Annotated in this window: 17 protein-coding genes; 6 read left to right on the plus strand and 11 right to left on the minus strand. The window is 67.3% G+C overall.

Going from position 1 to position 19,904, the window contains the following annotated elements; translation table 11 throughout:
* Positions 1 to 81: 81 nt before the first annotated feature.
* The 4 genes from AACH10_RS24035 to AACH10_RS24050 are packed head-to-tail and all read right to left on the minus strand — an operon-like array spanning position 82 to position 4,038.
* A complete protein-coding gene (locus tag AACH10_RS24035; RefSeq protein ID WP_341413088.1) occupies positions 82 to 756 on the minus strand; it encodes an ABC transporter permease in 675 nt (224 codons plus the stop codon).
* 2 nt (positions 757 to 758) lie between these two features.
* Entirely contained in the window at positions 759 to 1,910 is a 1,152-nt protein-coding gene (locus AACH10_RS24040) for a carboxylate--amine ligase (RefSeq protein WP_341413089.1), read from the minus strand.
* Positions 1,907 to 3,775, minus strand: a complete 1,869-nt coding sequence (locus AACH10_RS24045) for a hydrolase 1, exosortase A system-associated (protein WP_341413090.1) — start codon at positions 3,773 to 3,775, stop codon at positions 1,907 to 1,909. The genes AACH10_RS24040 and AACH10_RS24045 overlap by 4 nt, the downstream gene beginning before the upstream one ends.
* A complete protein-coding gene (locus AACH10_RS24050) occupies positions 3,772 to 4,038 on the minus strand; it encodes an acyl carrier protein (RefSeq protein ID WP_341413091.1) in 267 nt (88 codons plus the stop codon). Before AACH10_RS24050 ends, AACH10_RS24045 begins: the two co-directional genes overlap by 4 nt.
* A 226-nt stretch (positions 4,039 to 4,264) precedes the next feature.
* On the opposite strand from AACH10_RS24050, the gene AACH10_RS24055 reads away from it, so the two are divergent.
* Positions 4,265 to 5,248, plus strand: coding sequence for a GNAT family N-acetyltransferase (locus AACH10_RS24055; RefSeq protein ID WP_341413092.1), 984 nt, complete (start codon positions 4,265 to 4,267; stop codon positions 5,246 to 5,248).
* A gap of 68 nt (positions 5,249 to 5,316) precedes the next feature.
* Positions 5,317 to 6,921, plus strand: coding sequence for an acyl-CoA ligase (AMP-forming), exosortase A system-associated (locus AACH10_RS24060; RefSeq protein WP_341413093.1), 1,605 nt, complete (start codon positions 5,317 to 5,319; stop codon positions 6,919 to 6,921).
* Between the two features lie 45 nt (positions 6,922 to 6,966).
* On the opposite strand, the gene AACH10_RS24065 is transcribed toward AACH10_RS24060, so the two are convergent.
* Complete coding sequence (locus AACH10_RS24065) at positions 6,967 to 7,974, minus strand: NAD-dependent epimerase (RefSeq protein WP_341413287.1); 1,008 nt, start codon at positions 7,972 to 7,974, stop codon at positions 6,967 to 6,969.
* A 170-nt stretch (positions 7,975 to 8,144) separates the two neighbouring features.
* On the opposite strand from AACH10_RS24065, the gene AACH10_RS24070 reads away from it, so the two are divergent.
* From AACH10_RS24070 to AACH10_RS24080, 3 genes are all read left to right on the plus strand, one after another.
* On the plus strand, positions 8,145 to 9,488 hold the full coding sequence (locus AACH10_RS24070) for a UDP-glucose dehydrogenase family protein (RefSeq protein ID WP_341413094.1): 1,344 nt from the start codon (positions 8,145 to 8,147) through the stop codon (positions 9,486 to 9,488).
* A gap of 14 nt (positions 9,489 to 9,502) precedes the next feature.
* Positions 9,503 to 10,774, plus strand: a complete 1,272-nt coding sequence (locus AACH10_RS24075) for a pyridoxal-dependent decarboxylase, exosortase A system-associated (RefSeq protein WP_423228653.1) — start codon at positions 9,503 to 9,505, stop codon at positions 10,772 to 10,774.
* 91 nt (positions 10,775 to 10,865) lie between these two features.
* Positions 10,866 to 11,522, plus strand: a complete 657-nt coding sequence (locus AACH10_RS24080) for a hypothetical protein (RefSeq protein WP_341413095.1) — start codon at positions 10,866 to 10,868, stop codon at positions 11,520 to 11,522.
* A 16-nt stretch (positions 11,523 to 11,538) separates the two neighbouring features.
* Here AACH10_RS24080 and AACH10_RS24085 read toward each other — a convergent pair whose 3' ends face one another.
* The 5 genes from AACH10_RS24085 to AACH10_RS24105 all read right to left on the minus strand — a co-directional run bounded on the left by AACH10_RS24085 (position 11,539) and on the right by AACH10_RS24105 (position 16,807).
* A complete protein-coding gene (locus AACH10_RS24085) occupies positions 11,539 to 12,708 on the minus strand; it encodes an ABC transporter permease (protein ID WP_341413096.1) in 1,170 nt (389 codons plus the stop codon).
* 18 nt (positions 12,709 to 12,726) lie between these two features.
* Positions 12,727 to 13,884, minus strand: a complete 1,158-nt coding sequence (locus AACH10_RS24090) for an ABC transporter permease (protein ID WP_341413097.1) — start codon at positions 13,882 to 13,884, stop codon at positions 12,727 to 12,729.
* A 1-nt stretch (position 13,885) separates the two neighbouring features.
* Complete coding sequence (locus AACH10_RS24095) at positions 13,886 to 14,587, minus strand: ABC transporter ATP-binding protein (protein WP_341413289.1); 702 nt, start codon at positions 14,585 to 14,587, stop codon at positions 13,886 to 13,888.
* Between the two features lie 2 nt (positions 14,588 to 14,589).
* Positions 14,590 to 15,882, minus strand: a complete 1,293-nt coding sequence (locus AACH10_RS24100) for an efflux RND transporter periplasmic adaptor subunit (RefSeq protein WP_341413098.1) — start codon at positions 15,880 to 15,882, stop codon at positions 14,590 to 14,592.
* A 91-nt stretch (positions 15,883 to 15,973) separates the two neighbouring features.
* The gene (locus AACH10_RS24105; RefSeq protein ID WP_341413099.1) at positions 15,974 to 16,807 is read right to left on the minus strand and encodes a Rossmann-like domain-containing protein; all 834 of its coding nucleotides are present in this window, start codon (positions 16,805 to 16,807) and stop codon (positions 15,974 to 15,976) included.
* 137 nt (positions 16,808 to 16,944) lie between these two features.
* On the opposite strand from AACH10_RS24105, the gene htpG reads away from it, so the two are divergent.
* Positions 16,945 to 18,831 carry a molecular chaperone HtpG gene (gene htpG / locus AACH10_RS24110; protein ID WP_341413100.1) on the plus strand — a complete coding sequence of 629 codons (1,887 nt, stop codon included), beginning with the start codon at positions 16,945 to 16,947 and terminating at the stop codon, positions 18,829 to 18,831.
* A gap of 4 nt (positions 18,832 to 18,835) precedes the next feature.
* On the opposite strand, the gene AACH10_RS24115 is transcribed toward htpG, so the two are convergent.
* Positions 18,836 to 19,885, minus strand: coding sequence for a serine/threonine protein kinase (locus AACH10_RS24115; RefSeq protein WP_341413101.1), 1,050 nt, complete (start codon positions 19,883 to 19,885; stop codon positions 18,836 to 18,838).
* Positions 19,886 to 19,904: the final 19 nt, after the last annotated feature.

Below are 19,904 nucleotides of genomic sequence, written 5' to 3' on the forward strand. Positions count from 1 at the left end.
GGCCCGACTGGCCGGGGCGTAGGCAACCGATCCAGCGCATCCTTGAAGTTCGCGCAAGGCTCCCATGTCCGCCCAGCAAGGTCACTGTGCCGCCGAACCTTGCGTCGCAATTGCTTCTGCAGTCGCAGGGGCGGCCCCGGCAGCTTGCAGGCGTTGGACCAGTGTCACGTCCCTGTCTCCCAACTCGGCCGCGCGCTCGGCTGCCTGGCGCGCGAGTTGGAGTTCACCTAGTTCCAAGGCCAGCAAGGCGACGTTGCGTTGGGTCATCGCACTGTCGGGGGCGAGTTTCTGCACATGCCGCACATGGGCCAAGGCCAGACTGTTGTGCTTTGTGGATATCAGGTACTGCGCATAAAGCATGCGGGCCACGTTGTCATCGGGTCGGAATGTCAGCGCCCGCTCGAAATAGCAGTTCACCGAGTAGCGCGCACTCGGCGGTTGGTCGGTCTGGCGTTGCTGCGCCAGTCGCGCCATGGCCGCCAGAGCGCGGTGATGGTTGGGAAAAACGTGTAGCGTATAGGTTATGTCGCCAGCGATGTGGGTCAGCGTGGTGGTATTGGGCTTGGACAGAGACTCTATACCGGGCGTGAAATGAACCCGTTCCACCATATGCAGGTCGGAGTGTTTGGCGCTACGGTAGTCGAACGGCCCGAAGTGGTTCTGGAATGGGTTGCCACAGGCGCCCGACTGCGCCCAGGTTGTAGCGCCGCTGAACAGCCACAGCCAACCCAGTGCATACTTTTTCCAAGATGCCATAGTCAAAAACTCCATAACACAACGGACCGCAGGCGACGCCCTACAGCGTGGATCGCGGGACGCCAGTCGCTGCTGTGCAGGTACGAGAACACCTGTCGATGGTTAAGCGGGCGTAGGCATCTGTTGTTCAGTGCCAGCCGGGGATAGGCGGTGGGGTCACGCTCACTGTCGTACCAAGTACATCCCTCGGTGCGAGTCGGCATCGTCACCGGCTGACCCGTGGCGAGCTGAAATTCCATCAGTGGCTGGTTGAAACCGGCGCCAATGCAAAGCCCGACCCAGAAGTCGGTACGGCCCACCGTGGGTTCAATCACCCAGAAGCTGCCATCGGGTGCCCGCTTGAGTTCCAGCGACACCGGGCCGCTGAGTCGCAGGCCTGCAAAGAACTGCTGAGTCAGCTGCAGCACTTGCGGTTCATCAACCGTTTCGGCTACTGTGGTTTGACCGCGGGACGGTGGGTACGAAGCCAGTTTGCGCCCGGTCATTCCAAACAAGAGTCGTCCTCGCTCCAGCAACAGGGCGCCGAAGTAGATGGCGCGGTCATCGCCGGCAATGAACTCCTGGCCCAGGATGGGCAGATCGGCTTGGTAGCGCTGCAGCCAGCGATCCAAATCGGCCGGGTTGGCTGCCATCTGCGTCTTAAACGACGACAGTGGACGCACCGGCTTGATGATCATCGGAAAACGCATGCTCATCGCCAGGTTGGCATCGCCAGGGGAGTCGAATTGCACGGTGCGCGGGTAGTTCAGGCCGTGCTGCCTGCTATGGGTTTCCAACTCATTCTTGCGTTGCAGGCGCAAGATGGTGTCGGCTTGGTCTATCCAGGCCACGCGATAGTCGGCCGTCACGGCTGCCTGGTGCCTCCCGATCACCTCAACCTGGCGGTCGTTCATGGCCATCAGCGCCACTTCATCGTAGGCAGACAACTGCTGGCGCACCTGTCGAAGGACGGGCAGCAGATCGGCGGCCTCAAAGCTGGGCGTCGAAAACAGCCGGCGGAACTGATTGCTACGAGCGCCGGGCAGCGAGGTGTCCTTGTCCAGCGCGTAGGTGGGTACGCCGGCTTGGTTGAGCGCCCGAACAGCCGCCAGACCGTGGCTATCTACGCCCAGTACCAGGGCGGCAAAGCGAGCATTAATGGGGGGCGTGGTCAATCGATGCTTTCCGGATAAGCCGCGTCGCGGTTCACGTAGGGGCTGAGCCGCTGTTGGGGCCAGATGCCATGCAACCAGGCCGCGGTGAGTTGAGCCACGCGTTGGGCGCTGCCGGGCCACGAGAAAGTGTGATCCGCGGCCACGACGGTCTGCTGCGTGACCGTGGGGCGCGACAGCGCCTCGTTCCAACTGGCCCGTGCCCGGGTGTAGTTGGCAAACTCCTGGGCGGTGTAGTCGTGTTCGCTGAGCAGCACCTGCACCGGGCCAGAGTAGCGCTGCAGCCCGCGCAACATGCGCTCTTGAAAGCTGCTGGCACCGGGGGGGGCACTGGAGCCTCGACCCCACGCCTGCCGCAGATTGGCCAGCAACCCACCCAATGCGCCTAGGCCCACCCCGCCGCGTAACAGCTTGTGCCAGAATGCGCCCGATGCCAACCGCTGGAAATAGTAGTGCTTGATCTGGGTTTGGGCCAGGCTCTGGGTTGAGCGCACCCAGGGGTTGACCAGACACAGGCCTCCAACTCGGGGATCCTTGTGCTGCGCCGCGTGAATGGCCGCAGCCGAAGCGCCATCACACAGGCCCCACAGCACTGCGGATTGAAGCCCGGGCTGGTGAGTCCATAGCGCATCCAGAGCGGCTTGCACATCGTCGCTTAACCGGTCAAACGGACGTGGATCCCCGCTGCTGTCGCCCATGCCGCGCACATCAAAACGCAGCACCGCATGGCCTGCCTCGGCCAGGTGGCGCGCCAGATGGATGAACTGGCGGTGGCTGCCCAGACGGGTTTGTGGCCCGCCGACGATGACCACCACTGCCAGGCCTGTGGCATCGGATCCGCGGGGCGTGTGCAGTACCCCCAACAGGCGGTCCGCTCCCAAGCTGAATGGCAGCCAGCGCTCATGCCAAGTCGGCGTGGGCAGGGTAATCGCGGGTACGGGGGGGGGTGAAGCGGCTGCCGGATCGCCGGCGCGAAATGGCTGGTGCAGTTGGGCCACCGTGGCCTCGATCAGGGCTGGCGCGGCCTCCATTTCTACCGTCTGCCAGAACGCAGGCCCATCCACTACCTGGACCGTCACGTGCCAGCCTGCCGCCGCCCAGTCGCAGGCGGCTTGCTGCGAGGCCAGGCTGGCTGGCCGTGGCGCGGACGTCGCGCCCGAAGCCTGCTCTGCTGCTGGCGGGGGCTGGCATTCCAGCCACACTAGGCGCCGCTGGTTCTGTGGCAGCATGGCGGGCACCGCGGCGAGGCGGGCGGCCTCCAGGCCTTGACCAATGGCCTGGTGCAATGGGTAGCCGGCAATGTCTAACGTCTGTCCGGCCTCGAGTTGCTGTCGCAGATGGGTGGCGCTGCTGCGTTCTGTGCCTTGCGTTGCGGAGGCCAATGACTTCAAACGCAGGAACTGCTGCAAAGCACCGCGACCTTGAACAACAGGTTGCCACAGCATCAGATGAACCGCATCGCCGCCCATTCCGGCGAGGGCCTCGGCCGCCAACAGGGCGCCAACCCGCAGGCCCCACAGCCACATGGGGGCATTTGTCGGACAGGCCGTGCGCAACCAGTGGGCTGCATGCACAACGTCCTGGCGCCATTGAGCCCAGCTGGCCTCTGACCAATCGCCGGGACTGTCGCCGCAGCCCATCAGGTCGACCTGCAGCACTACGTAGCCAGCGGCTGCTAGCGCACGTGCGGCTTCGGTGGTCATGCGCCGACACTTGTTCAGTTCCTCCGCAAAGGGCGGTACATGCAGCACCAGTCCGCGACAGATGGCGCCCTCCTGCGCTGGCTCGTGTAGCAGGGCGGCCCTCAACCCAGAAGGCGAGTCCGTCACCGGCAACCAAAACGGCCGGCTGCGGGTGGCGAAGCTCATTTCGGCAAGTAGGTAGAAACCATGGCCACGAGGGTGCCAACGGTTTCAAACGTGCCGCCGTCGATGTCATCGTCCTCGATCGCGATGGCAAAGCGATCTTCGAGGGCAGTGATGAGGCTGACCACGGCCATCGAGTCCAATTCAGGGATGGCTCCCAGCAAGCGAGTGTCGGTTGAAAATACAAGCCCACGGCCGCCCAGGCTCAATACTTCGTCCAGAAGTCTGCAAACATCGCGTTCAAGTTCCATGGTGATTGTGCTCATTGAGACCCGTCGATTCTCCGCGATGCCGCCCACTCCGTTTGGAGGCCGGGCTTGCAGAAATTCACGCCCCGACAATTGTTCGGCGTACAGCCTCGCGCAGCAGCTGCGCGGGCTGGCACAGTTCGCACATGGTGGGTAGTGGCAGGCTCCTGGGATGGGCCAGAGGCTAGATGAGGCTTGAGGAACTTGATTCAATCTGGGGCGCCCGCAAGGCTCGCGGCTGGGCATGAATCCATTTAGCAGTGCGCAGTGGCACGGGCTGTACGCGCAGCACATTGTTCGCGATCAAGCGCGCAAGGTCTGCCCGCCGCCGCTGTGCGGACAGGAGCGGCCATGGGTGCTTCTTCAGGAAGGCCGTCGAGGTACTTGGCGCGCTGCGGCCAACTATTACACCTCGCTGGTCGGTCCGGCCGATGATGACCCCCGCCTTCAAGCGGACGTCCAAGCTTTGCTAGGTTGGTTCGACGTTCGGGGTGAGTCTGCAGAGGTGGCGGTACTTGACCTGGCGCCGCTGGCATTGCCGGTCGCGCAGAACCTTGGCACAGGGCTTCGGCAGAGGGGCTGGTATGTGAGGCACCGGGCCTGCTTCGGCAACTGGTATTTGCTATCCGATGGTAGGAGCTTTGAGGACTTCATGGCTCAACGTCCCAGTCAGCTGCAAAGTACTTGGCGGCGCAAGGCGCGGCGGTTTCAATCTGGGTCTCGGGGCGCTGCAATAGAAATCATCGTCGACCCTGAGCGTGTGGCGGCCGGTATGGATGCGTTCGAGGCGATTTATGCCAAGAGCTGGAAGCGGCCCGAGCCCTACCCTGCGTTCATTCGCGCCTGGGCGCACGCTTGCGCCGAGCAGGGCTGGTTGCGCTTGGGGGTGGCTTGGGTCGACAGTGTGCCCGTGGCGGCGCAAATCTGGTTCACGGTCGCCGGCAAGGCTCACATCTTCAAACTCGCTTACGACGAGGCCTATGCCCAGCTTTCTCCAGGCACTGTGCTTTCGGGGTATCTATTTCGCCAGGCTCTGGATGTGGATCGGGTCCACGAGATTGACTACCTGAGCGGTGACGACGTCTACAAGCGAAGTTGGATGAGTCATCGACGCGAGCGGTTCAGGCTTTTGGCTTGTGACACCCGCCACCCCTTTGGGTTGGCGCGGGCCGCGGTCGAGCGTGCGCGGGAATGGCGCCTGATGGTCAAATCGGCATTCGGTCAATAGTCGGTGCCGCGTGCGCCCAGCTTAGTCCCGGCAAGGCCGGTTTGTTCAGCTACATAGCGCCGTCTCCCATGAACGACTCCAGCCTACTGCATCACCTTCCCTTGCTTGGCGCTCAGCGTCACGGAGACGCCAAAGCCCTGGTCGACGGTGCCCGCCAGATGGGTTACGGGGATCTGGCCCTCCAGGTGGATGCCCTGGCCGGTGGTCTGCGGGCGCTGGGTCTGCCCCGCATGGGCCGCGTCGGTATCTGGCTGGACAAGCGGCTGGAAGCCGTGGTTGCCAGCTTCGCGGCACCGGCCGCGGGCGGCGTGATGGTGCCGATGAACGCATTACTCAAGCCCGAGCAGGTAGCCTATATTGCGCGCGACTGCAATGTGGCGGTGCTAATCACCTCGCCGGAGCGCTGGGCCTTGCTGGCGCCGGTGCTAGCGCGGTGCCCTGATCTGCTCCATGTTGTGCTGACCGAGCCCTCGCCGTTGGCGGCGCCGACTGGCGTTGCTCTGCATGTCTGGGCCGAACTGCTGGTGGCGCCGGTGACGGCTGGCCACCGCGTCATCGACACCGATGTCTGCGCCATCCTCTATACCAGTGGCTCTACTGGCCGGCCGAAAGGCGTTGTGCTGAGTCATCGCAACATGGTGACCGGCGCCAAGAGTGTGGCCTCCTACCTGGGCAACCACCGTGACGATACGCTGCTGGCAGCACTTCCGCTGAGCTTCGATGCCGGCTTCAGCCAGTTGACCACGGCCTTTCATGTTGGCGCGCGTGTGGTACTGCTCAACTACCTGCTGCCTCGCGACGTGCTCAAGGCGCTGGCGCGAGATAAGGTCACAGGTTTGACGGCCGTGCCGCCGCTGTACATCCAATTGACCCAGATTGCCGACTGGCCGGCCGAGATCCAGGAACACCTGCGCTACTTCGCCAATACCGGCGGCCGCATGCCGCGCGACACGTTGGATCAACTGCGTGCCAAGCTGCCTCGGGCCAGACCGTTCCTGATGTATGGGCTGACGGAGGCGTTCCGCTCCACTTACCTGCCGCCCGAGGAAGTGGATCGACGGCCCGATTCGATCGGCAAGGCCATTCCGAACGCCGAGATCCTGGTGCTGCGAGAGGATGGCAGTGAATGCGGGCCCGACGAGCCGGGCGAACTGGTTCATCGGGGCGCCCTGGTGGGCCAGGGATACTGGAACGACGCCGAGAAGACCGCAGAGCGCTACAAGCCATTGCCTGCTGGTGTGGGCGGGCGCGAGGCTGGCTTGATGCTGCCTGAGATCGCAGTCTATTCGGGCGACACTGTGCGCCGCGATGCCGAGGGTTTTTTGTATTTCATCGGTCGTCGAGACGAGATGATGAAGACATCGGGCTACCGCGTCAGTCCTACTGAGGTCGAGGAAGTGCTGTATGCCACCCAGCGGGTGGGTGAATGCGCGGCCTTCGGTGTCGATCACCCCTCGCTGGGTCAGGCTATCCAGATTATTGCCACGCCGCCGGCTGGTGCGGCCGATGTGGATGTGGCCGCGTTGCTGGCCGACTGCAAGCAGCGCATGCCGGCCTACATGGTGCCGCACGGCGTCGAAGTGGTGTCGGGGCCGCTTCCCCGCAACCCCAACGGCAAGATCGACCGCAAGGCTTTGTCCACCCAATGGTCTGAGCGGCACTCCCCAGTTTGAGCGAGGCTGGCGCCTGCGCCTGCCGGCTCCGATGGGCGTGGCCCCTCAAACTTTGAAGTAATCGCGGTACCAGGCAACAAACCGTCCCACGCCCTCATCGATCGAGGTGCCGGGGTAAAAGCCGGTCCAGCGCTCCAGTTCGGACACATCGGCGAAGGTGGCTGGCACGTCGCCCGGCTGGATGTCGCGAAGCTCCTTGATCGCCTTCTTGCCGGTGTGGCGCTCGATCGCGGCGATGAAGTCCAGCAGTTGCACCGGGTCGTGGTTGCCGATGTTGAACACGCGGTATGGCGCCCAACTGCTGGCCGTATCGGCGTGTGCCTTGTCAAAGGCGGCGTCAGCTTCCGGCGGTCGGTCGAGCGTATGCACCACGCCCTTGGCGATGTCGTCCACGAAAGTGAAGTCGCGCACCATCTTGCCGTGGTTGAACACCTGGATCGGCTCACCTGCCAGGATGGCCTTGGTGAACAGGAACAGCGCCATGTCGGGTCGCCCCCAGGGGCCGTACACGGTGAAGAAGCGCAGGCCTGTGGTGGGAAGGGCGAACAGGTGGCTGTAGGTGTGGGCCATCAGCTCGTTGGCCTTCTTGGTGGCCGCGTACAGGCTCACCGGGTGGTCGACGCCATGGTGCTCGGAGAACGGCATCTGGGTGTTGCCGCCGTAGACGCTGGAGCTCGACGCGTACACGAGGTGCTGCACGCCGGTGTGGCGGCAGCCTTCCAAGATGTTGGTGAAACCGACGACGTTGCTGTCGATGTAGGCGTGCGGATCGACCAGCGAGTGGCGCACGCCGGCCTGCGCGGCCAGGTGGATGACCCGGTCGAAACGCTCACGCTGGAACAACGCCGGCATGCCGTCGCGGTCGGCCACGTCCATTTTGACGAAGCTGAAGCCGGTGTCGCCGGTGAGGCGAGCGAGACGGTCGTGCTTGAGCTGCGGGTCGTAGTAGGCGTTCAGGTTGTCGAGTCCGACGACCTGATCCCCGCGGTCGAGCAGGATTCGAGCGACGTGCGAGCCGATGAAGCCGGCGGCGCCGGTGAGCAGGATTTTCATTTTGAACAGGCCATGGTGCGCGACCGATTGTCGATGATGTGCCAAGTCTCGTACTCGCGCTTTTGTGGCAGGCGCCACGCTGTCGGACAGGCCGTGCTTGTGTGTCATCGGCCTGCATGCAGAATCCGGAGCATCGAGCACCGGAAATGCGCGATGCAAGGGAACACGAAATGAAGATCACCGTTGTCGGTGCGGGTTATGTGGGCTTGGTGACCGGCGCCTGCCTGTCCGAGATGGGCAACCACGTGGTGTGCGTGGACGTCGATCCACGCAAGATCGAGATGCTCAACCGCGGCGAGGTGCCGATCCACGAGCCGGGTCTGGACGCCATCATCCGCCGCAACGCAGCGGCCGGACGGCTGCAGTTCACCACCGACGTGGCGGCTGCGGTGGCGCACGGCACCATCCAGTTCATCGGCGTGGGCACGCCGCCCGACGAAGACGGCTCGGCTGACCTGCAGTACGTGCTGGCCGCCGCCCGCAACATCGGCCGCCACATGACCGACTACAAGGTCATCGTCGACAAGAGCACGGTGCCGGTGGGCACGGCCGACAAGGTGCGGGCTGCCATTGCCGAGGTTCTGGCCGAGCGGGGGGTGGACCTCGAATTCGCGGTGGTCAGCAACCCCGAATTCCTCAAGGAAGGCGCGGCCATCGATGACTTCATGAAGCCCGATCGCATCGTGGTGGGCAGCGACAACGAACGCGCCACGCTGCTGATGCGCGCGGTGTACGCGCCGTTCATGCGCAACAACGACCGCCTGGTGGTGATGGACGTGCGCAGCGCCGAGTTCACCAAGTATGCGGCCAACGCCATGCTGGCCACGCGCATCAGCTTCATGAACGAGCTGGCGTTGCTGGCCGACCGGGTGGGGGCAGACATCGAGTGGGTGCGCCGCGGCATCGGCAGCGACCCGCGCATCGGCACGCACTTTCTGTACGCCGGTACCGGCTACGGCGGCAGTTGCTTCCCGAAGGACGTGAAGGCGCTGATCCGCACGGGTGAACAGAACGGCATGACGCTGGGCGTGCTGACGGCGGTGGAAGAGGCCAACGAGCGGCAGAAGCTGGTGCTGGTGCAGCGCGTGGTCGAGCGATTCGGCGAGGACCTGCGCGAGCGCACCTTCGCGCTGTGGGGCCTGGCGTTCAAGCCCAACACCGACGACATGCGCGAGGCACCCAGCCGGGTGATCGTGGCCGAGCTGGCACGGCGCGGTGCGCGCATCCAGGCCTATGACCCGGTGGCCATGCCCGAGGCGCAGCGGGTGCTGGGCGATGTGCCGGGGTTCAGCGTCGTGCCCAGCCAGTCGGCGGCGCTGGAAGGCGCGGACGCGCTGCTGTTGGTGACCGAGTGGAAGGAGTTCCGCAACCCCGACTTCGACGCCATCAAGGCCGCGCTGAAGCAGCCGGTGATCTTCGACGGGCGCAACCTGTATGACCCGGCGCTGATGCAAGCCTTTGGGATCGAGTACCGCGGGATCGGGCGCAATCAGCGTCCACAACTGCCTGCCTGACACATCGGCCTGACATGAGCAATCCAGTGACCCTGCCGCCCGTTGCCCCGCTGCGCACCCCACCGGTTCATGCGCCGATGAACCAGTTCAGTACACGCGATGGCGAGTTGGTACTGGGCGGTGAGCGGCTGAGCACCGTGGCGGCGCGTGTCGGCAGCACGCCCTTTTACGCCTACGACCGCAACCTGATCCGCCAACGCGTGGCCGAACTGCGGGCGGCCCTCCCGGCCTCGGTGAAATTGCACTACGCCATGAAGGCCAACCCGATGCCGGCGGTGGTGGGTTTGTTGGCGGGCCTGGTCGATGGCATTGACGTGGCCTCGGCCGGTGAGCTGAAAGTCGCGCTCGATGCCGGGGCCGATCCGGCCGAGGTGAGTTTCGCCGGCCCCGGAAAGCGCGACACCGAATTGCGCCAAGCGGTGGCGGCGCGCGTGCTGGTCAATGTCGAGTCGGCGCGTGAGCTCGATGTGCTGGCTCGGGCCTCGCGAGAACTGGGCTTGCCGGCCCGCGTCGCCGTGCGCGTGAACCCGGATTACGAGCTCAAGGGCTCGGGCATGAAGATGGGCGGTGGGCCCAAGCAGTTCGGCATCGACGCCGAGGCCGTTCCGGCCGTGCTGGCCCGCATCGGTGAGCTGGGTCTGGCGTTCGAGGGCTTCCACCTGTTTGCCGGCTCTCAGAACCTGCGCGCCGAGGCGATCTGCGAGGCGCAGTGCAAGAGCTATGAGTTGGCGCTGCGACTGGCGGCCTCGGCGCCGTCGCCAGTCCGCTTCCTGAATTTGGGCGGTGGATTTGGCATTCCGTACTTTCCGGGCGAACAGCGCCTGGATCTGGCGCCGATCGGTGCCAACCTGGCAGCCTTGGCCGAACGTGCATCGCATGAACTGCCAGAGGCCGCCCTGGTGATCGAACTGGGGCGCTATTTCGTCGGCGAGGCGGGGGTCTACGTGACCCAGGTGGTCGACCGCAAGGTGTCGCGCGGACAGGTGTTCCTGGTGTGCGACGGCGGCATGCACCACCACCTCGCGGTGTCTGGGAACTTCGGCCAGGTGGTGCGCAAGAACTACCCGGTGGCCATCGGCCATCGCGCGGACCAGGCGGCGGAGGAGTCTGTCACCGCTGTCGGGCCGCTGTGCACGCCTCTGGACATCCTGGCCGAACGCATGGACCTGCCACGCGCCGAGGTGGGCGATCACCTGGTGGTGTTCCAGTCGGGGGCGTACGGGCGATCCGCCAGTCCGCAGGCCTTCCTCGGGCATCCGGCGTGTGAGGAAGTGCTGGTCGGCTGAACCAGCCTTCGGCCAGACCCCCGGGTTGGGGCATCCTTTGGCTTGGCGTGACCTGCACGGTGATCGCAAAATCACCCGAAATCGAAAAAAGGTGCAAGTCGTGAATGGGGTCGAGTGTGGGTTGCCGTGGTGGGGTACCGCTTCGGGTGTCTGGCGAATTCTGTTCGTCGCGTCGATGTTTCTGGCCCAGGAGGCGCTACGGGCGGCGCCCGTGTCCGGTGGGGGCGTGTCAGAGGCCGATGCCTCGCCAGTTGGCACGGCCCAGATCAGCACGGGCAATCGCAACCTGGACAAACTGCTGGAAGCCGCGCCTGCCGGAGCTACCGGCACTGCTGTCGCAGCGTCTGGCTCTGGCGCCAAGGGCCGCGAACCCAGCCAGGCTTCGTCGGCTCCCGGGCTGCGGGAGGCCAGTCTGCAGCAGGCCATTCGGGCCGAAGCAGCCGCTCAGGCAGAGGCGAAGTCGCCCAAGCGAGGCGACAACCGGGGCGTGTTGCTGGGCATGGGCGAGAACGAGATGCGCAGCGATGCGGCCGAGGTCGATCCGACCACGCGTCGGCGATGGGACGGCCCGCCTTCATCCGAAGGCAGTTCGCGACAAAAGTCAGGTCCCTCGACGGAGTCGATGGCAATCGAGGCACTGCGCGAAGTGGCAGACTACCTGCGCACACACCGCCTCGAACTGTTGTCAATATTGGGACTGCTTGCGGCACTCGGCGTGATAGTCAAACTCTACATTCGCCGCACCTGAAGCGTTCCTGAACGGGTCACGCCGCCCGCAAACACCCCACGATCTCCATCCGCGCTGCCCGCCAGGCGGGGATGAAGCCGCCCACCACGCCCATGGCCAGCGCGAACAGCAGGCTTTGCGCGGCGATGCGCGGCGTCAGCACGAAGCGGAAGGCCAGTTCGGAGAAGGTCTGGAAGTTGGTGGTCGAGATGTCCACCGCCTGCATGGCGCTGGCCGCTGCCAAGCCGGCCACGCCGCCGAGTGCGGCCAGCAGCAGGGATTCGGCCAGAAAGGCCGTCAGCACCGCGCTGCGGCGAAAGCCCAGCGCACGCAGCGTGCCGATCTCGCCAGTGCGCTGGGCCACGGCGGCGAACATGGTGATCATCGCGCCGACCACCGCGCCGATCGAGAAGATGATGGCCAGCGCCAGGCCCAGGATGCGGATGAAGGTGGCCAGCGCCTCGCTCTGCTCGGCATAGAACTGCACCTCGGGCTTGGCCTCCACGGTCAGGCGCGGGTCGGCCTCGATGCGCGCCCTGGCCGCCTCGAACAGGCCGGCGTCGGCCAAGCGCAGCAGCACCACCGAGAACGCGCCACGGCGGAAGGCCTGCAGCATCTGCTCGGCATCGCCCCACACCTCGGAATCGAAGCCCGATCCGCCGGCCTCGAAGCGGCCCACCACCTGCCACTCGCGCCCGGCAAAGCGCAGCTGCTGGCCGATCTCCACGCCGCGAAAGCCCTGGGCCGTGGCCTGGCCGACCACGATCTCCGAGGTGCCGGGGCGGAACATGCGGCCTTCGACGATCTTCACCGTGGGCCGCAATTGCAGGCCGATGTCGGAGGTGCCGCGCACCGTCACATTGCTGGGCTTGCCGTTGCTGCGCTTGGGGAGGCTGATCAAGACCACCGGCTCGGCGCTCAGCAGCGCGCGGCCCTGGGCATCGGTGGCGATGCCGGGCAGCGTGGCCAGGATGGCCGCCTCGCCGCGCGCGATGCCGCTGTTGATCTCGGCACCGGCGCCCTTGCGCAGTAGCATCAGGTTGTCGGGCTGGCCGGTGGCCACCAGGGTGGCGCGGATGCCCTCGCTCATCATCAGCACGGTGGCGAACACGTACACCACCAGGGCCATGCCGCCGGCGGTGAGCAGCGTGGTGACGCGCCGCACCCACAGGTTGCGGGCGATGTAGGCCAGGGGCAGCTGGGCCATGCCGGTCTCGTGCCTCGCTCAGCCCACGTGCCGCAGGCCGTCGACGATGTCGATGCGGCTCATGCGCCAGGCCGGCCAGGCGGCGGCCACCGCGCCCACGCCCAGCGCGGCCGCCAGCTGCAGCGCCATGGTCAGTGTGGACACCTGGAACACCGGGAACAGCGTGCCCACCGCGGCGCGGAAGGCCGCCGCCAGCGGCAATGTGAGCAGCAGGCCGGCCAGGCCGCCGAGCGCCGCGATCAGCAGACTCTCGCCGAACAGCAGGCGCACCACGAAGCCGGGCGGGAAGCCCAGCGCCTTCAGCGTGGCGTATTCGGCCAGGCGTTCGCGCGCCGTCATGGCCATGGTGTTGGCCATCACCGCCATGATGATGACCACGATGATCAGGCTGACCGCCTGCACCGCCACCAGGATGGCCTCGCTCATGGCCACGAAGCCGAGCTGGAAGGCTGCCTCGGTCTCGGTGAGTGTCTCGGCCAGCGAGTTGGCGAACAGCGCATCCACGCGCTGGCTCACCAGCGCTGCGTTGTCGGGCGCGTCGATGCCCAGGATGAACACGCCAACCTGGTCGGCGCGGCGGGCGGTCTTCTGGCGCAGGCTCTCGTTCAGGTACTGCCAGTGGAACAGCAGCTGGCTCTCGTCGGTGCGGGCCTCGGCGCCGTCCCAGATGCCGCGCAGCGTGAAGGTCCAGGTGCCGGGGAAGATGGTGCCGCGCAGGGGGATCGCGTCGCCGACCTTCCAGCCGAACTTGTCGGCCAGCTTGCGGCCGACGATGGCGCCCTGGCGGTCGCGCAAGAAGGCCAGGCGCTCGGCGTCGCTCAGCCGGTACTCGGGGTACAGCGGCAGGTAGGTGGCGGCATCCACCGCGAACTGCGGGAAGAAGTTGCGCTCGGTGATGTAGACGCCGCCGAACCAGTTGCTCCAGCTCACCTGGCGCACGCCGTCCACCGCGCGCAGGCGCTCGCCATGGCCCAGTGGCAGCGGGAAGGTCAGCGAGGTGCTGTTGCGCACCACCAGCCGCGTGCTGGAACTGCCCTCCACGCCGGCGTACCAGGCGTCGACGATGGTGCGCAGCAGGCCGAAGGCGCAGATCGCCACCACCAGACCCACCATCGTCAGCAGCGTGCGCAGCCGGTGGCGGAAGGCGTTCTTCAGCAGCAGCTTCAAGACAAACATGTCAGCCACCGGCCTCGTCGACGAGCACACCCTTTTCCAGGTGCACCATGCGGTGCGCCCGCGCTGCGGCCTTGGGGTCGTGCGTGACCATCACGATGGTCTTGCCCAGCTGCGACACCATTTCGTCCAGCAGGCCCAGCACCTCCTCGCCGGTGGTGCGGTCCAGGTCGCCGGTGGGCTCGTCGGCCACGATCAGCGCCGGGTCGGTCACCAGCGCGCGGGCGATGGCCACGCGCTGCTGCTGGCCGCCCGACAACTCGTTGGGGTAGTGGTCGGCGCGGTCGCTCAGGCGCACCAGGTCCAGCGCGGCGGCCACGCGTTCCTGGCGCTGGCGGGCGTTCAGGCCGGTCAGCAGCAGCGGCAGCGCCACGTTGTCGAAGGCGCTGAGCACCGGCATCAGGTTGTAGAACTGGAAGATGAAGCCCACGTTGGCGGCGCGCCAGTCGGCCAGCGCGCCCTCGCCCAGCGTGGCGATGTCCACGCCGCCGATCTCGATCGTGCCGGCACTCGGCTGGTCGATGCCGGCGATCAGGTTCAGCAGCGTGCTCTTGCCCGAGCCGCTGGGCCCCATCAGCGCCACGAACTCGCCGCGCGCCACGTCGAGGTTGATATCCAGCAGCACCGGGATGTCCTGGCCGCCGCGGCGGTAGGCCTTGCCCAGGTGGCGCACGCGGATCAGCGGTGGCTCGGCAGGGAGCGGCATGCTCACTTGGCGGCCACCGTCACGCGGGCGCCGGCCTTGAGTGCCTCGGGCGGGCTCAGCACCACGCGCTCGCCGCTTTTCAGCGCCGGATTCAGCAGCTCCTGCACCTCGCCCAGCAGGCGGCCGGGCGTCACCGGCACGGCCTCGGCGGTGCCGGCGGCGCTGACGCGGAACACCAGCTTCTGCCCGTCGCGCGTGGTGATGGCCTTGGGGTTCACCGCGGTCACGGCCTGCTGGTCGGCGGCCGTGGCCGGGCGCGACAGAAAGCTCACCTTGGCGCTCATCTCGGGCAGGATGCGCGCGTCCAGCGCGTCGAAGCGGATCTTGGTCATCACCGTGGCCTTGGCGCGGTCCACCGTGGGCACGATGCGCGCCACGCGGCCGGCAAAGCGCGCGTCGGGGATGGCGTCCAGCGTGATCTCCACCGGCTGCTCGGGCTTGACCTTGGCCACGTTGCTTTCGGAGACATCGGCCTCCACCTCCAGCGTGCCCATGTCGGCCATCGTGACCACCGCGCCCGAGGTGCCGGTGGCCGAGGAGAAGGGCGTGATCATGTCGCCCACGTTGGCGTTCTTCACCAGCACCACGCCGTCGAACGGCGCGCGGATCTCGGTGTTGGCGCGGTTGACCTGCTGCACCTGCACCTGGCTGCGCGCGGTCTGCACGGCGCTTTGCGCCGCCGCCACCGCGGCCTGCTGCGTGGCCAGGGCCGAGCGCGCCACGGCCAGGCGGCGCTCGGCGCCGTCCACCGCCTGCGGCGACACGAAGCCCTGGGCGCGCAGTTCCTGTTGGCGGCGCAGCTCCACCTCGGCATTGGCCAGCTCGGCCTGGGCCTGGCCCACGGCGGCCCGCGCCTGGGCGGTGGCGGCCTCGGCCTGCTGCACGCCGGCCTGCACGGCGGCCAGCGCGGCCTGCACGTCGCTGTCGTCCAGCCGGCCGATCAATTCGCCGGCCTTCAGCACGCTGCCCTCGCGCACGCGCAGTTCCACCAGCCGGCCCGTGCCCTTGCTGGCCACCGCGGCGCGGCGCTGCGCCACCACGTAGCCCGATGCGGTGAGCTGCGCCCACTGCTGCGAGGGGTAGGCGGCCAGCACCGAGCTCACCTGCACCTCGGTGCTGCGTGGCGCCAGCGCGGCGGCCCCGGCGGCCAGCAGCACCAGGGCGCCCAGCACCCAGGGCCAGCGGCGGCGCCGGCGCTTCAATGCCGGGGCGCCACGGTCGATGCGCAGGCCGGCCAGTGAGCGTGGCGTGCCACCGGCGGCAGGGGGCGGGGCGGGCTCAGGGGCGTGGTCCATGGGCGGTGGTGCGGCGCGCCGGAACGCGCGAAAAATGATGCGGCGAGCATGCCATGTGGCCGAAACCCGTTCCGGCGTGGGCCGACCTGGCTCAGGGGGTGGCGGCCAGGCCCGGCCAGGCTGCGGGTGTCCAGACGAACTTGCGCGCGCTGGCGCCCCAGGGCGCCCCCTGGGCCAGCGCCGCCACGAAGCCGTCGCGGTCGGTGATCCAGCTGCCGCCCACCGCGGTGACACCGCGCGCGAACAGCGCGTCGGGCAGCAGCCCGGCGCCGGGGCCGATCATCGCGATGGCGCGTGCGCCGGCGCAATGCGCCAGCACATCGTCCAGCGTGTGGTTCAGCAGCACGGTGCTGGTCATCAGCACCTGCGTGCAGCCGCGCAGCGCCGCCGGGTCCAGCGTCACGGTGTAGCCGGGGTGGTTGCCGGCCAGGTCGGCGCGCAGCTCCAGCACGGTCAGCTGGGCGCCCAGCGCCGTCACCTGCTTCACCAGTGGTGGAAAGAAGCCCACCATGCCAATGGGTTCGCCCGCCTGCGGCGCCAGCCCGCCGATCGAATCGGGCGCGTCGGGCGGGGCCAGGCCGGCGGCGTCCTGCAGGTGGCGGCTCAGCGCGTTCACCGCGGCAAAGCCCAGCGCGCGGTCGGCCGGTGTGTCGCCATCGGCCCAGCGGCGGGCCAGGGCCAGGGCGTCCTGGCCGGCCAGGGCCTGCTGCGCGGCCTCGGGCCGGCGGGCCAGTTCGGCCAGCGTGCCGCCCAGCAGCAGGTAGCTCAGGCCCAGTGCGCCGCTGTCGAGCTCGATGGCGCCGAATTCACCGTCCTTGGTGCCGGTCCACAGCGCCGGCGGCAGGTGCAGCGCACGCACGCGCGGGATCGGGCCACCCGACAGGGCGCGGGTCAGCTGCTGGAGGATGTCGTCGGCGATGCGCATGGGCCCCATGATGCCGTGTCGCGGCCGGGTCTTGAAACCGGCGCCAGGGCCCCAAAATCCCGCACCGCGCGCCGGGTTTGGCGAACCGAGCCTGGCGCATCGTGAGCCAACGCCTTCCGATCCGAACAAGACACACCATGACCAAGCAGACCCACGCCTTCCAGGCCGAGGTGAAGCAGATCCTGCACCTCGTCACGCATTCGCTGTATTCGAATAAGGAGATCTTCCTGCGCGAGCTGGTCTCCAACGCCTCGGACGCCTGCGACAAGCTGCGCTTCGAGGCGCTGGACAACGCCGCGCTCTATGAAGACCAGCCGAATCTCGAAGTGCGCGTGTTCTTCGACACCGCCGCCAAGACCCTGACCATCCGCGACAACGGCATCGGCATGAGCGCCGACGAGGCCGCCGCCCACCTGGGCACCATCGCCAAGAGCGGCACGCGCGAGTTCATGGCCAAGCTCGAAGGCGAGCAGAAGAAGGACGCCAACCTGATCGGCCAGTTCGGCGTGGGCTTCTACTCGGGCTTCATCGTCGCCGACCGCATCACGGTGGAAAGCCGCCGCGCCGGCGTGCCGGCCGACCAGGCCGTGCGCTGGAGCAGCGAGGGCACCGGCGAGTACGAGCTGGAGACCATCACGCGCGCCGAGCGCGGCACCGACGTCATCCTGCACCTGCGCGATGAAGAGGCCGACGAGTTCCTGAAGACCTGGCGCGTCAAGAGCACCATCGCCAAGTACAGCGACCACATTTCGCTGCCCATCCTGATGAAGAAGGAGACCTGGGACGCCGAGAAGGGCGAGCAGGTCGTGACGGATGAGTGGGAGACGGTGAACAAGGCCGCCGCGCTGTGGACGCGCAGCAAGAGCGACGTCACCGACGCCGAGTACCAGGACTTCTACAAGCAGATCAGCTACGACAGCCAGGCGCCGCTGGCCTACACGCACAACCGTGTGGAAGGCCGCAGCGAGTACACCCAGCTGCTGTACGTGCCGGCCAAGGCGCCGTTCGACCTGTGGAACCGCGACAAGCGCGGCGGCGTGAAGCTGTACGTCAAGCGCGTGTTCATCATGGACGACGCCGAGGCGCTGATGCCGGTGTACCTGCGCTTCGTCAAGGGCGTGATCGACTCGGCCGACCTGCCGCTGAACGTCAGCCGCGAGCTGCTGCAGGAGAGCCGCGACGTCAAGGCCATCCGCGAGGGCAGCACCAAGCGCGTGCTGGGCATGCTGGAAAGCCTGGCCGACAGCGACAACGCCGACGACAAGGCCAAGTACCTGGCCTTCTGGAAGGAGTTCGGCGCGGTGCTCAAGGAAGGCCTGGGCGAGGACTTCGCCAACCGCGAGCGCCTGGCCAAGCTGCTGCGCTTCGCCTCCACGCACGCCGATGAGGGCGTGAGCCTGGCCGACTACGTGTCGCGCATGAAGGAAGGCCAGGACGCGATCTACGTCATCACCGCCGACACGCTCGCCGCCGCCAAGAGCAGCCCGCAGCTCGAGATCTTCAAGAAGAAGGGCATCGAGGTGCTGCTGCTGACCGATCGCGTGGACGAGTGGATGCTCAGCCACCTGCACGAGTTCGAGGGGCACACGCTGCAAAGCGTGGCCAAGGGCGCCGTGGACCTGGGCAAGCTGCAGGACGAGGCCGAGAAGAAGGCCGCCGAAGAGGCCGCCGAAAGCTTCAAGCCCACGCTGGACAAGCTGAAGGAAGCGCTGAAGGACCGCGCCAAGGACGTGCGCGTCACCACCCGCCTGGTCGACTCACCGGCCTGCCTGGTGGTGGAAGAGGGCGACATGAGCGGCCACCTGGCGCGCCTGCTCAAGCAGGCCGGCCAGGCCGCGCCGGCCAGCCAGCCGATCCTGGAAGTCAACGCCGAGCACGCCCTGGTCAAGCGACTGGGCACGGATGGCGCACCTTTCGACGACCTGGCCAACATCCTGTTCGACCAGGCCCTGCTGGCCGAGGGCGGGCAACTGGAGGATCCGGCGGCTTACGTCGCCCGGGTCAACAAGCTGCTGACCGCATAAATCTTCAGTCGAAGAAATCCAGCGCAAACGGATCGAGCGGCGGCTGCGCCATCGCCTCGATCTGCTCGCGTAGCTGCTGCGCCTGCTGGCCCCAGTAGCCGGCGGTGCCGAACCACGGAAACGCCGCCGGGAAGGCCGGATCGCTCCAGCGTTCGGCCAGCCAGGCGCTGTGGTGCAGCATGCGCAGCGTGCGCAGCGGCTCGATCAGCGCCAGCTCGCGCGTGTCGAAGCGGCGGAACTGCCGGTAGCCCTGCAGCACCGCGGCCAGCTGCGCCGACATGGCCTCGGGCTCGCCCGACAGCAGCATCCACAGGTCCTGCACCGCAGGGCCCATCACCGCGTCGTCCAGGTCCACCAGGTGCGGACCATGGCCACCCGCGTCCGGGTCGCGCCACAGGATGTTGCCGGGGTGGCAGTCGCCGTGGATGCGCAGCGTCTGCGCCGGGCAGGCGGCGAAGGCCGCGTCCACTTGGGCCAGGGCGCGCTCGGCGGCGTCGCGCCAGGCCGGCAGCTGGGCCGGTGGCACGGCGTCCAGGTCGATCAGGCGCTGCACCGCGCCGTGGCCAAAGGTGGCGGCGTCCAGCGTGCGCCGTGCGCTGAACGGCCGCTGCTCGCCCACGGCATGCAGCCGACCGATGAAGCGGCCCAGCCAGCGCAGCGTGGCGGCGTCGTCCAGTTCAGGCCCGTGGCCGGCGCGGCGCGGGTAGGCGGCCACACGGAAGGGCTCGCCGTCGATTTGCACCGTGGCCAGCGTGCACCCGGCCGGCAAACCCGGCGCGGCCAGCACCAGCGGCGCCACCACCGGCACCTCGGCGGCGGCCAGGTCGGCGGCGAAGGTGTGTTCCTCGGCGATCTGCGCGTCGCTCCAGCGGCCGAGGCGGTAGAACTTGGCCACCACCACCGTGCCGCTTTCCAGGAACACCTGGAACACGCGGTTCTCGTAGCTGTTGAGCTGCAGCAGCCGGCCGTCGCCACGCAGGCCGCAGCCGTCCAGTGCGTCGAGCACGGCTTGCGGCGTCAGCCGGTCGAACGGGTGCGGGGTGGTCTCGGGCATGCGGAGGAAAGGCGGCGGC

Origin of the sequence: Pseudaquabacterium inlustre (genome assembly GCF_038066595.1) — a bacterium.
Taxonomy (GTDB): Bacteria; Pseudomonadota; Gammaproteobacteria; order Burkholderiales; family Burkholderiaceae_C; genus Pseudaquabacterium; species Pseudaquabacterium inlustre.

Coding starts and splice junctions, on each gene's coding strand:
- AACH10_RS24035 (WP_341413088.1), bottom strand. CDS start 756: ATGGCATCTTGGAAAAAGTATGCACTGGGTTGGCTGTGGCTGTTCAGC.
- AACH10_RS24045 (WP_341413090.1), bottom strand. CDS start 3,775: ATGAGCTTCGCCACCCGCAGCCGGCCGTTTTGGTTGCCGGTGACGGAC.
- AACH10_RS24050 (WP_341413091.1), bottom strand. CDS start 4,038: ATGAGCACAATCACCATGGAACTTGAACGCGATGTTTGCAGACTTCTG.
- AACH10_RS24055 (WP_341413092.1), top strand. CDS start 4,265: ATGAATCCATTTAGCAGTGCGCAGTGGCACGGGCTGTACGCGCAGCAC.
- AACH10_RS24060 (WP_341413093.1), top strand. CDS start 5,317: ATGAACGACTCCAGCCTACTGCATCACCTTCCCTTGCTTGGCGCTCAG.
- AACH10_RS24065 (WP_341413287.1), bottom strand. CDS start 7,974: ATGAAAATCCTGCTCACCGGCGCCGCCGGCTTCATCGGCTCGCACGTC.
- AACH10_RS24070 (WP_341413094.1), top strand. CDS start 8,145: ATGAAGATCACCGTTGTCGGTGCGGGTTATGTGGGCTTGGTGACCGGC.
- AACH10_RS24075 (WP_423228653.1), top strand. CDS start 9,503: ATGAGCAATCCAGTGACCCTGCCGCCCGTTGCCCCGCTGCGCACCCCA.
- AACH10_RS24085 (WP_341413096.1), bottom strand. CDS start 12,708: ATGGCCCAGCTGCCCCTGGCCTACATCGCCCGCAACCTGTGGGTGCGG.
- AACH10_RS24090 (WP_341413097.1), bottom strand. CDS start 13,884: ATGTTTGTCTTGAAGCTGCTGCTGAAGAACGCCTTCCGCCACCGGCTG.
- AACH10_RS24095 (WP_341413289.1), bottom strand. CDS start 14,587: ATGCCGCTCCCTGCCGAGCCACCGCTGATCCGCGTGCGCCACCTGGGC.
- AACH10_RS24100 (WP_341413098.1), bottom strand. CDS start 15,882: ATGGACCACGCCCCTGAGCCCGCCCCGCCCCCTGCCGCCGGTGGCACG.
- AACH10_RS24105 (WP_341413099.1), bottom strand. CDS start 16,807: ATGCGCATCGCCGACGACATCCTCCAGCAGCTGACCCGCGCCCTGTCG.
- htpG (WP_341413100.1), top strand. CDS start 16,945: ATGACCAAGCAGACCCACGCCTTCCAGGCCGAGGTGAAGCAGATCCTG.
- AACH10_RS24115 (WP_341413101.1), bottom strand. CDS start 19,885: ATGCCCGAGACCACCCCGCACCCGTTCGACCGGCTGACGCCGCAAGCC.